Origin of the sequence: Kribbella sp. C-35 (assembly GCF_046549195.1) — a bacterium.
Classification (GTDB): domain Bacteria; phylum Actinomycetota; class Actinomycetes; order Propionibacteriales; family Kribbellaceae; genus Kribbella.
Map to the genome: position 1 here is coordinate 1 of NZ_JAJPWG010000011.1, position 8874 is coordinate 8874.

The 8874-nt window shown below is 66.2% G+C and carries 15 protein-coding genes; 2 read left to right on the forward strand and 13 right to left on the reverse strand.

Annotated elements, in window-relative coordinates:
- Nucleotides 1-251: 251 nt before the first annotated feature.
- Nucleotides 252-827 carry a GNAT family N-acetyltransferase gene (locus tag ACLJOO_RS42530; protein ID WP_410794049.1) on the forward strand — a complete coding sequence of 192 codons (576 nt, stop codon included), beginning with the start codon at nucleotides 252-254 and terminating at the stop codon, nucleotides 825-827.
- 133 nt (nucleotides 828-960) lie between these two features.
- On the opposite strand, the gene ACLJOO_RS42535 is transcribed toward ACLJOO_RS42530, so the two are convergent.
- From ACLJOO_RS42535 to ACLJOO_RS42595, 13 genes are read right to left on the reverse strand one after another with little or no spacing between them, the layout of a single operon-like run.
- Complete coding sequence (locus ACLJOO_RS42535; protein WP_410794050.1) at nucleotides 961-2382, reverse strand: tyrosine-type recombinase/integrase; 1422 nt, start codon at nucleotides 2380-2382, stop codon at nucleotides 961-963.
- A gap of 17 nt (nucleotides 2383-2399) precedes the next feature.
- Complete coding sequence (locus ACLJOO_RS42540; protein ID WP_350279697.1) at nucleotides 2400-2585, reverse strand: helix-turn-helix domain-containing protein; 186 nt, start codon at nucleotides 2583-2585, stop codon at nucleotides 2400-2402.
- Nucleotides 2586-2603: 18 nt separating this feature from the next.
- Nucleotides 2604-4274, reverse strand: a complete 1671-nt coding sequence (locus tag ACLJOO_RS42545; RefSeq protein WP_410794053.1) for a replication initiator — start codon at nucleotides 4272-4274, stop codon at nucleotides 2604-2606.
- A 14-nt stretch (nucleotides 4275-4288) separates the two neighbouring features.
- Nucleotides 4289-4489: a hypothetical protein gene (locus ACLJOO_RS42550; RefSeq protein WP_410794055.1), complete on the reverse strand. Its 201-nt coding sequence runs from the start codon at nucleotides 4487-4489 to the stop codon at nucleotides 4289-4291.
- Nucleotides 4489-4743, reverse strand: a complete 255-nt coding sequence (locus tag ACLJOO_RS42555) for a hypothetical protein (protein ID WP_410794056.1) — start codon at nucleotides 4741-4743, stop codon at nucleotides 4489-4491. The genes ACLJOO_RS42550 and ACLJOO_RS42555 overlap by 1 nt, the downstream gene beginning before the upstream one ends.
- Nucleotides 4740-5207: a WhiB family transcriptional regulator gene (locus tag ACLJOO_RS42560; protein WP_410794058.1), complete on the reverse strand. Its 468-nt coding sequence runs from the start codon at nucleotides 5205-5207 to the stop codon at nucleotides 4740-4742. The genes ACLJOO_RS42555 and ACLJOO_RS42560 overlap by 4 nt, the downstream gene beginning before the upstream one ends.
- Entirely contained in the window at nucleotides 5204-6595 is a 1392-nt protein-coding gene (locus tag ACLJOO_RS42565) for an FtsK/SpoIIIE domain-containing protein (protein ID WP_410794059.1), read from the reverse strand. The genes ACLJOO_RS42560 and ACLJOO_RS42565 overlap by 4 nt, the downstream gene beginning before the upstream one ends.
- A gap of 52 nt (nucleotides 6596-6647) precedes the next feature.
- On the reverse strand, nucleotides 6648-6923 hold the full coding sequence (locus ACLJOO_RS42570; protein WP_410794060.1) for a hypothetical protein: 276 nt from the start codon (nucleotides 6921-6923) through the stop codon (nucleotides 6648-6650).
- 7 nt (nucleotides 6924-6930) lie between these two features.
- A complete protein-coding gene (locus ACLJOO_RS42575) occupies nucleotides 6931-7203 on the reverse strand; it encodes a hypothetical protein (protein ID WP_410794061.1) in 273 nt (90 codons plus the stop codon).
- A complete protein-coding gene (locus ACLJOO_RS42580; protein ID WP_410794062.1) occupies nucleotides 7203-7460 on the reverse strand; it encodes a hypothetical protein in 258 nt (85 codons plus the stop codon). The genes ACLJOO_RS42575 and ACLJOO_RS42580 overlap by 1 nt, the downstream gene beginning before the upstream one ends.
- Nucleotides 7461-7473: 13 nt before the next feature.
- A complete protein-coding gene (locus ACLJOO_RS42585; RefSeq protein WP_410794063.1) occupies nucleotides 7474-7725 on the reverse strand; it encodes a hypothetical protein in 252 nt (83 codons plus the stop codon).
- Nucleotides 7725-8081, reverse strand: coding sequence for a hypothetical protein (locus tag ACLJOO_RS42590; protein ID WP_410794065.1), 357 nt, complete (start codon nucleotides 8079-8081; stop codon nucleotides 7725-7727). The genes ACLJOO_RS42585 and ACLJOO_RS42590 overlap by 1 nt, the downstream gene beginning before the upstream one ends.
- 26 nt (nucleotides 8082-8107) lie before the next feature.
- Nucleotides 8108-8578 (reverse strand): plasmid replication, integration and excision activator, encoded by a 471-nt coding sequence (locus tag ACLJOO_RS42595; RefSeq protein ID WP_410794067.1) that lies wholly within the window; start codon nucleotides 8576-8578, stop codon nucleotides 8108-8110.
- A 134-nt stretch (nucleotides 8579-8712) separates the two neighbouring features.
- Between ACLJOO_RS42595 and ACLJOO_RS42600 the strand changes: the two genes are divergently transcribed.
- On the forward strand, nucleotides 8713-8874 hold a 162-nt coding region (locus ACLJOO_RS42600), incomplete at its 3' end, for a GntR family transcriptional regulator (protein WP_410794068.1).

Genomic DNA, 8874 nt, shown 5'->3' on the forward strand with positions numbered 1-8874 from the left:
CTACGGATCAGAAGGTTGGGGGTTCGAATCCCTCCGAGCGCGCAAATCGAAGGCCCAGGCAGACACTCTCTGACCTGGGCTTTTGTGTTTCCGGAGTGAAGGGCGAAGAGGGCGGCTGTCGTGCTCGCCGCCCCCTTGACCCCCGCAGTTGACCCCAACGTCATTCCTTCGGGTCCTCGAACAGGAACCCGAGCTTGGCCACAGTGGTGAATGGGTGTGCGTCCTGGTGAGGATCGCGGCAGGATGCGGGCATGGTTGCTGCTGGCCCGTTGAACGTCCCGCGCTTGGCTGCTGGTGACAGGTTCGTGCTCCGCGCTTGGGAGATCGGAGATCTGCCTCTCGTCCGGGAAGCATCGGGCGATGACTACATCCCGTTGATCACGACCGTTCCATCGGCGTACTCGCAGGAGGGAAGCGAAGCCTTCATCCGGCGGCAGTGGGAGCGGGCGTCTACTGGCAGTGGATATCCGTTCGTCATCGTGCGGGTTGACGACGGTCGGCCGCTTGGGACGGTCGGCCTGTGGCTGAGGGAGTTCGAAGAGGGCCGCGCGTCGCTGGGCTACTGGGTGGTCGGGTCGGCGCGTGGGCAGGGGGTTGCTGCGGAAGCCCTTCGATCTGTCGCTGCCTGGGCCTTGGGTGACCTGCGGATTCCCCGTCTTCAGCTGCATGTCGAGCCTTGGAATACCGCGTCACAGCGGACGGCCGAGCGTGTGGGCTTCCAGCGCGAGGGCCTGCTCCGCAGTTGGCAGCAGGTAGGTGAGGAGCGGCGGGACATGTTCGTGTATTCGATGCTGGGGAATGATCTGTCTAGCTTGGCCGCTGGCTGACTTCGGCGGCGTAGTTCGCCCAGTCGGCCGCTGAGAGACGCTCTAGCCTGGTCATTCGTCTTTGCAGGGGCAATGCCGACGAGGGCGGCTGTCGTGCTCGCCGCCCTCCTGACTCCCACAGTTGACCGCAACGTCATTGCTCCGGGTCCTCGAACAAGAACCCGAGCTTGTCCACGGCGTCACGCTGCAACTCCTCGGCCACGTCGACGTAGATGACCTTCGTGGTGCGGGGGTCAGCGTGCCCGAGGATGTCCTGAATCTGCTCAAGCGGGACACCCTGACTCCACAGCAGTGACGCGCACGAGTGCCGCAGGTCGTGGAACCGAATTCGCCGTACGCCGGACTTGGCGCACATTGCATCGAAATGTCGGTTCACGTTCCGCGGCTCGATCGGAGTACCGATCGTGGTCGTGAACACATAGCCCTGTTCCCACGCCCGCAGGGCAGCCGCCTTCTCCTCCTTCTTGTCCGGAGCAGCCAGCTCGGCGAGGTGGCCGGCGCGCTCGACCTCCTGCGCAGCTCGGTGCTTCGTCAGTACGGCGAGCAGTGGCTTGGGCACGGGGATCACGCGGGACGAGCCGTCGGTCTTGACCGAGCCGAGTTGGAGCTTTCCGCCCACCCGGTGGAGCCCGTGCTCAACGGAGACCGCCCCGTTGTCCAGGTCGATGTCTTGCCAGCGGAGACCCAGCGCTTCACCCCGACGCAGACCGAGGGACAGTGCCACCGCGTACAGGGCGTACAGCCGTTCATCACGAATGGCCGCCAAGAATGCGGTCGCGTCCGCAGGCTTCCATGCCTTGAACGTTGGCCGGTATTTGTGGTCCATCCGGAGCTTCTGCGCAACGTTCTCCGTCAGGATCTCGTCCTCAGCTACGGCATCCTGGAGGGCCCCCCGGAGAACTCGGTGCAGGTAACGAACTGTGCCGTCGGACACCACGTCATGGCAGCACTCACGCGGTGTCTTTGCGCAGCACCGTGCTCCTTCGATCGGTCGGGCGTTCTTCCTCGGAGCCTTGTCGGCGCGCTCGGCGCGGAGCTTCTTGGCGCGGTCCTCGCGTGCCTGATCCTTGCCCTTCGCGCAGCATTGGCACGTCTGCTTGAGCTGAAAGAAGCCGCGCCGGATGTCAGCCGGTCGCAACGCGGTCAGCTTCCTTTTGCCGAACAGCGGACCGAGGTACTTCTCGATCAGCCACCGATAGCTTGCGTAGGTCGTGTCCCGGACTCGGTGACGAGCATGCTCCTGGAGCCAGTACTCCAAATACTCACCAACCGTCTGCGAGCTGGACGCCACCCGCTTGCCGGACATCGTGTCCGCTTGCAGCTTGGTCAGCTTCTCGTGTACGTCCTCCCACGACTTGCCGTAGACGCTACGGCGGACCTCCCGCCCATCAGTCGTGATGACGTACGCACGGCCCTCCCAGCGCCCATCCGACCTCTCACGGATGTTGCCCTCACCGTTGACGTTCCGCTTTCCGGTCGCCCCCTTCGTTGCCTTGGGCTTGGATTTGGCGGTCGGCTTGGACTTCTTCGGCTGCTCGGGTTCCTCGGGCTCCATAAACGCGATAGTCGTCATCAGGCGGCGTCCTCGATCAGGCCGGCCACGTACGCCCGAATGGACTGCATCGGCACACGTCGACCGTTGCGGACCTTGACGCTGGTCAGCTCACGTTCCTTGATCAGCCGGTAGACGGTCCACCGGGAAACGTTCAGGTGCTCGGCCACTTCCTCGACCTTGAGCAGGCGCGAATCGTCTTGCATGGTTAGCTCCCCAGTTGGCTAGGCCGCAGTCGCGGCGTCGTTGGTGTCAGTTGCCGAATTGCTGTCGTTCGGTGGTCCTGTGCCGTCGCGGGCGCGTTGTTTGGCTGCCTCGTACTGCTCACGCCAGCGGATGCGTTTGGTGATGCTGTAGGCCAGGACTTCCTTCTGCGTGGGCGCGTCCTCGTCGCCGGGGCGGACCGGGGTCCAGATGAAGCGTGGTTGTTCGTCGTCGCTGGTGGTCTGGTAGACGGACAGTGCGGTTTGGTCGTCCATCTCGACGCCGGCGGCGGCCAGGGTTTGGCGGATGACTTCGGCTCGGTCGGCGCGGTGGTCCGTGAGGGTCTTGCCTGTCCACTGGCGGGAGACGAGGACGCGGCGGCCGCCGAGGCCGAGGTGTGCGCGGTCGTGGGCTTTGCTGTGGCATTCGCCGGGTACGAGGTTGCCGGTCGCGTCTTTCGGGGTGATTCCGTACAGGAGCCAGTTCGCGCAGGCCGGCGAGCAGGGCAGCGCCTTGACGTGCTCGTGAAGCCGGTTCAGGTGGTCGAGCTGGGCGGAGTGCAGCTCGGCGGGGTCGTCGCCGTAGGTCTCCCCGATTGCCTTGCCGAGGTACTTGGTCAGGTAGCCGATCGCCTTGCCGACCTTGGCGTCGGAGTCCGCAACGATGCCCTTGTAGTCGACTTGTTCGCCGAAGCGGACGACGTGCGCGGGTTGTGCTGCGGGGTCGGCGGCCAGGTCGTCCAAGGCGTTGTCCCAGGTGGGCAGCAGGACGCCCGTGGTCGGGTCCAGGAAGCGTTCGGTGTCCTCGTCCCAGACGGGGAGGTCACTGCCGGCATGACCGTCGTAGACGGGCGTCTCGTGCTCCGGCCACCACACTTGGTGGTACGTGGCGGCGGCGACCTGGCGGACGAGGTCACGCGGCACGGTCCCGCGGACTGCCATGTGCAGATGCGGCGCGAGGCGCTTCTGTGGCTCGACCACGGCGAAGTACTGCGCCTTGTAGCCAGCACAGCGGCGCAGGTTCTGGACGAACCGGTCAACGCCCTTGGAGAAGTGCAGCGCATCCAGCGCGGCGCGGCGGTAGTCGTACGTCGACGGGTCGACCGGCGTCGACAACACGGGCGAGTTCTGCCCGTGGTGGACACCGCACGAACACGGAACCAGCTTGCCCTTGACCCGGTACGGGAGACGGTGCGTCGCGCCGTACGAGTCGAGTGTGAGGGTGATGAACATCGACGGGCGGTAGGTCTTGCCGTTGGGTGCGCGGAACGTCGTGCCGACCGTGCGCTTGTCCATTGGGACCCGTGGCAGTTCGGGTGCGTCTTGGCGTCGACGGGTGGATCGGACGCGGCGAGTGGAGTCCTCGTCGGTGCCGGCGTCCTCGGGTTCGGCCTGGTCCTCGTCCTCGAGCGAGTCTTCGTCGTCGGTGAGGTCGAGTTCGGTGTCTCGGTGCCAGCCTTCGCGGCACTGCTGCATCCGCAGTCGCCGGTTGGCATCGGCGCAGGGCGGGCACTTCGTGGTGAGCGTTGACCCGCAGGAGACGCCGACGATGCGCTCGGTGCCGGTTTCGGTGTCGACAACGCGGTTCAGGATTGGTCGGACACAGACGCCGTTGGTGATCGCGAGGTCTTGTACGACGTCCAGCGGGAAGCGGTCCAGCGTGATCCTGCCGTGCGCTCTGGTGTCGGTCATTCTGGACCACCTCCTTACCGGTGCTGATCCGGCGTCGACGGCTCGGATCTGTCGTGTTTGTTGGGGATTCGGGCTGTGAGGTAGCAGCGGACGCCCGTGGCCCCCTGGTTGGTGTAGAGCCGTCCGGAGCCGTCGAGCTGGAACACCACGGCAAGGACCTTGACCATGACCTCGATCTCCTCGGGGTCGCCGGACAACCGCATCTGAACCGTCATCACGGAGCCAGCCAGGCAGCGAAGGCGCGACCGACGATCCCCGGCGCACAGGCTCGGCACCACCGCAGCAGAGGCCGGCCATTGACCGTGACGACCATGTGCGGCTCGCCCGGTGAGATCAGGCCGTCACAGTCATCGGGGTCGGTGGATGCTGCCATGCGGGTACAGATATAGGCGTCGGGGTCATCGATGACGAACGCGTGCTCGGCCTCGATCTCGACACCGGCGCTGATCGTGAGTCCGAAGGTGGTCACGCTGCCGACCTTTCGGTGTAGGTGTCGGTGTCGCGTTTGAGCGGCAGGGGCTTGGTGGGGTCGAGCGCCCCCGGTCCGGGTGTCCATTCCGTCCGGCAGGCGGCGGGCAGCGGCCAGGGTGCGATGCGGGCCCAGTACGCAGAGAGCCCGGTGAGAACGGCGGTGATGACCTGGCGGTCGGCGTCGACTGTTCCGCCCCAGACGCCCTGTTCGTCGTTCAGTAGCGCCGAGGCGAGGCAGGATCGGCGGACCGGGCAGGCCCCGCAGATGCTCTGTGCTGCCTCGGTCTGTTCCTTGGCAGTGGGTTCCTCGCTGGTGAACGCGGGGTCAGTGGTGCCGAGGCAGGCCGCCCGCTCACGCCAGCCGCGGGTGATCCATCGGTTGACGGTGACGCGCATGGGCAGCGGCAGCACTGGGGTGAGTGGAAGGGCGAGTTGGCCAGCGACCTGGAGTTTGGTTCTCATGCGGCTTCACCGCTCTCGACTACTTCGCCGTCAACGGTGTTGGGGTTGATCAGGGTGACGCTGTCGCGGTCGACGGGTTCGATCGCGCCGCGCAGGCCGAAGGTGGTTGCCATGTCGCGGATCGCGTCGTCACTCATGTAGGCGGCCCGGACCCGTACCGGCTCGCGCTTGCCCTCCTGGAGGACGTAGGCGACACCCGGCAGCGATTCGGGGATGCGGTCGCACTCGGCCCCGAGGTCTCTCGCACCTTCACCGAGCGCCATTTCCACTTGTGCTTCGTTGTCGAGGCGCATGGCGATCTTGGTGGAGAACAGCTCGCGCCAGGTCACTACGTCCTTGGTCACGAGCAACGAGGTCGCGAACACGGAGAACCCTGGTGCGCGGCCCTTGCCGAGCAGCCGACCCAGTGCCACCTCGATCCGCCCGGACAGTCGGCGGCCTTCCGGACCGGGCAGCAACACGGTGAGCTGCATCAACTCGTCAATGACGATCAGCACGAACGGTGTCTCCCGCGAGGCGGTGAACGTGCGGGCCTTGCCGCGCAGGAGCTTGGTGCGGTCGTCCAGGTAGTCAGCGTCCTGTTCCAGCATCTCGGCCATGGCTTCGTAGTCGTCGGCCTCGTACCGGTCGAACAGCTCCCGCCCGAAGTCCAGCTCCATCCCGCCCTTGGGATCGATGCCGTGCACCACGACCAGGCCGGCCTTGATGTACGGCGCGAGCGCCCACAGCAGCGACCACAACACCGACGACTTCCCGGCACCGGAGACACCGCAGACGAAGACGTGCCTGCCTACGACCTTGAGCCGCCACGGCGTACCGTCCTCGCAGTAGCCGAGGATCAGCCCGTCCAGGTCCCGCACGTTCAGCCGTATGGGGTGCAGGGCGGGGGCGATGGTCTTGCGCAGCGGGTCGGCGGTGAAGAAGTCCACCCACACCAGGCCCGGTTCCAGCTCCCGCACCGATACCCGACGTGCCTTCGCCGCGTGCCGCAGATCCGGAACTGCCTGCATCACCTGATCGGTTCGCACCCCGAGCGGGAGATCCAGCAGCACCGAGTCGATACAGCCTGTTGACCGGACCTTGAGGATGCGGGGACGGAGAATCCAGCCGGCCATCTCGTCGGTCACCGACAGCCCGAGGCGGCCCATCCAGAACCACCAGCGCGGCGCGTACCGGAACCAGCGGCGGTACCAAGCCTTCACCCGGTATACGACCTGATTGCAGAACGACACCCGCCACCACAGCGCCCACACCAGCAGCGCAACGGCTAGGACGCCGGCACCGATGAGCGGACGGGTCCAGCCCTGCGTTACGCCGTACCAGCCCAACGCCGCGAGGCCCAGCGGCGGAAGCATCACGCCGGGGTGACGCAGCTGCGATGCGACCATGCGCCCAAGCGGGAAGTCTCCCGCGGCTTTCCTGCCAGTCTTGCCCATGGCTCTACTTGCCTCCTCTCTCGTGTTTCGCGAACCGGCGTTCGACGACCAGCAGATGACCCCACGCGTTCTCAAGCGCGGTCATCGCGCCGGTCGCACCGCTGTTCGCGTCCGGGTCCGGCACACTGGCCAGAACCGCAGTCGTCTTCTGCAGCTGGCTCCGTGCGTCGTCCAGCTCGTTCATCAAGCCGCGGATCTTCGCCATAGCGTCGAGGTCGTTCGTCACGTCCAACGCGCGTGCCCACTGGTCCAGGAACCGGCGCCTGCCTGCAATCGCCATAACCCCGTCAGCCCCTCTCGTGAACGGCGAACCCGCGCAACGCCTGATCGATCGCGACTACTGCCAGATCAAGACGCCCGAGCGCCGTGGCCAGCGATCCCCGTACGTCGTCTTTCGGGGCCTTGGACAGTGACCGGGCCACGGTCCGAACCCGGTCCTGTGCGTCGAGCAGCCGACCCATCAGCTTGTGCAGCTCCCCCGAGGCGTCCTCGTCGTTGCGGACCCCGAGTGCGTCGGCCCAACCGTCGAGGTCCTTGCGTGTCGCGAACAGCGCAGCCATTACTTGTCTCCTCTCAGATGGAGTTCGAACTTCCGCGTCACCACGGCGACCTCCGACCAGAGATTCACGGCGTCCTGCACCGCCTGGCGGGCAGCGAGCCGGAGGTCTCCGTCCGGGCAGTGACGCAGCGACTTGTCGACCCACAGCACCCGGGCCGCCGAGGTCACGAGTCGTTGCCGTAGCGGCACGATCTCGGCCAGCGCCTCGGTGTCGTTGCCAGCACCGAGAACGCGAGCCCAACGGTCGAGTTCCTTCATTCGGCCGGCCACGTCACAACCCCCGCTCGTGCAGCAAGAAGTCGCGCTTGACCCAGAACAGGCCCTCTTGCACGAAATCCAGCCGGTCCACCACGAGCGCCGCCAGCCCCCGTACGTCGAGTCCGCGCAGCCGGTCGCACACCGCCGAGAAGTCCTCGCGCTGCTCCTGCACCATGTGCTCAACCCGCACGAGCTGCACGAACGCGGCATCGTCATCCCCAACGCCGAGCGCAACCGCCCACGCGTCCAGGTCGCGGCGCTGCATCACGCCACCGGCCCAAGCGCGACCGACGTAGTCGGCAGGTACGGAACCGGCTCGTCAACCAGTTGCTCAAGGCACCGGTCGTGATCGTGCTCGTTCCACTCGATCGACCCGAACACGTCCACGAACGCACACGGCTCGCCGTTCGGGAGCAACCCCAGCGCCCCGGCAAGGTCCTGACGAGCGCGCTCGATCACGTCACTGAGCGCGTCCAGCACTGACAGGTCGTGGACGTACAGCCCTACACCTTCGCCCGCTCGGCCAACCTTCAGCACCACCCACGGGACGCCTCCACCGCCTTTGGTGAACAGGTGGTGCGTCAGGCCAGTATCGGCGTCAACGTGCGCGTCGACAGTCATCGATGGAGCCTCGTATGCCTCCACGATCAGGCCGCCTTGTCGCCCGACGTGGACCGTGACTGGGCCGCCGATCCCGGCATGTTCTTCGGGGCCTTGACGTCGGTCGCCCGGTAGGACCAGCCCTGGCGAGCGCGGCACCGGTGACCCTTGCCGTTCTCCGGACCCGTGCACGAGCGGGTGTCCACCCACGGTGCGGCTGTCAGGCCTTCGAGGTGGATCGGCGTGAACGGCAGGCCCGGCAGCGACTCCGGCAGCACCGGCTGCACCTCGGCCAGGAGGCGTACGACGAACGTCCGGTCGTTCTTCTTGGTGTCCGGGTCGGGGTCCATGACCTCGACCTTCCAGACCAGCTGCTCGGTCTCCTTGTCCCGAGCCTGCACCGGCCGGTCCTTGCTCGACCGCTCGAAGTCCAACTCCGGCTCCACCGGACCCACGGCGTACAGCCCGTACGGGAAGGCGAGTCCGAACTGAACCATCACTCGGCGCGGCATGCTCATTTGCATCTCCCTGCTAGTCAGCTAGCTTGGCTAGCCAAGCTCCAATGCCGCTAACGTACCTAGCTTGGCTAGCCAGGTCAAGCATTTACGTGAACTTGGCCAGCCGGGCTAGCCAGGTGCCTTAGGCTTGACCCATGACGACGCTCGATCCGGATGACCCTCGCCCGCCGTATCAGCAGGTCGCGAATGTCCTTCGGGCCGCGATCCTGACCAAGACGATCGGGCCTGGAGAGAAGCTCCCCTCTCAGGCCGAGCTCGCCGAGCGCTACGGCGTTGCCCGCATGACCGTGCAGCAG

Excerpts from the sequence above, each read along its gene's own strand:
- ACLJOO_RS42530 (WP_410794049.1), top strand. The coding sequence starts at position 252 with ATGGTTGCTGCTGGCCCGTTGAACGTCCCGCGCTTGGCTGCTGGTGAC.
- ACLJOO_RS42535 (WP_410794050.1), bottom strand. The coding sequence starts at position 2,382 with ATGGAGCCCGAGGAACCCGAGCAGCCGAAGAAGTCCAAGCCGACCGCC.
- ACLJOO_RS42540 (WP_350279697.1), bottom strand. The coding sequence starts at position 2,585 with ATGCAAGACGATTCGCGCCTGCTCAAGGTCGAGGAAGTGGCCGAGCAC.
- ACLJOO_RS42545 (WP_410794053.1), bottom strand. The coding sequence starts at position 4,274 with ATGACCGACACCAGAGCGCACGGCAGGATCACGCTGGACCGCTTCCCG.
- ACLJOO_RS42550 (WP_410794055.1), bottom strand. The coding sequence starts at position 4,489 with ATGACGGTTCAGATGCGGTTGTCCGGCGACCCCGAGGAGATCGAGGTC.
- ACLJOO_RS42560 (WP_410794058.1), bottom strand. The coding sequence starts at position 5,207 with ATGAGAACCAAACTCCAGGTCGCTGGCCAACTCGCCCTTCCACTCACC.
- ACLJOO_RS42565 (WP_410794059.1), bottom strand. The coding sequence starts at position 6,595 with ATGGTCGCATCGCAGCTGCGTCACCCCGGCGTGATGCTTCCGCCGCTG.
- ACLJOO_RS42570 (WP_410794060.1), bottom strand. The coding sequence starts at position 6,923 with ATGGCGATTGCAGGCAGGCGCCGGTTCCTGGACCAGTGGGCACGCGCG.
- ACLJOO_RS42575 (WP_410794061.1), bottom strand. The coding sequence starts at position 7,203 with ATGGCTGCGCTGTTCGCGACACGCAAGGACCTCGACGGTTGGGCCGAC.
- ACLJOO_RS42580 (WP_410794062.1), bottom strand. The coding sequence starts at position 7,460 with ATGAAGGAACTCGACCGTTGGGCTCGCGTTCTCGGTGCTGGCAACGAC.
- ACLJOO_RS42585 (WP_410794063.1), bottom strand. The coding sequence starts at position 7,725 with ATGCAGCGCCGCGACCTGGACGCGTGGGCGGTTGCGCTCGGCGTTGGG.
- ACLJOO_RS42590 (WP_410794065.1), bottom strand. The coding sequence starts at position 8,081 with ATGACTGTCGACGCGCACGTTGACGCCGATACTGGCCTGACGCACCAC.
- ACLJOO_RS42595 (WP_410794067.1), bottom strand. The coding sequence starts at position 8,578 with ATGAGCATGCCGCGCCGAGTGATGGTTCAGTTCGGACTCGCCTTCCCG.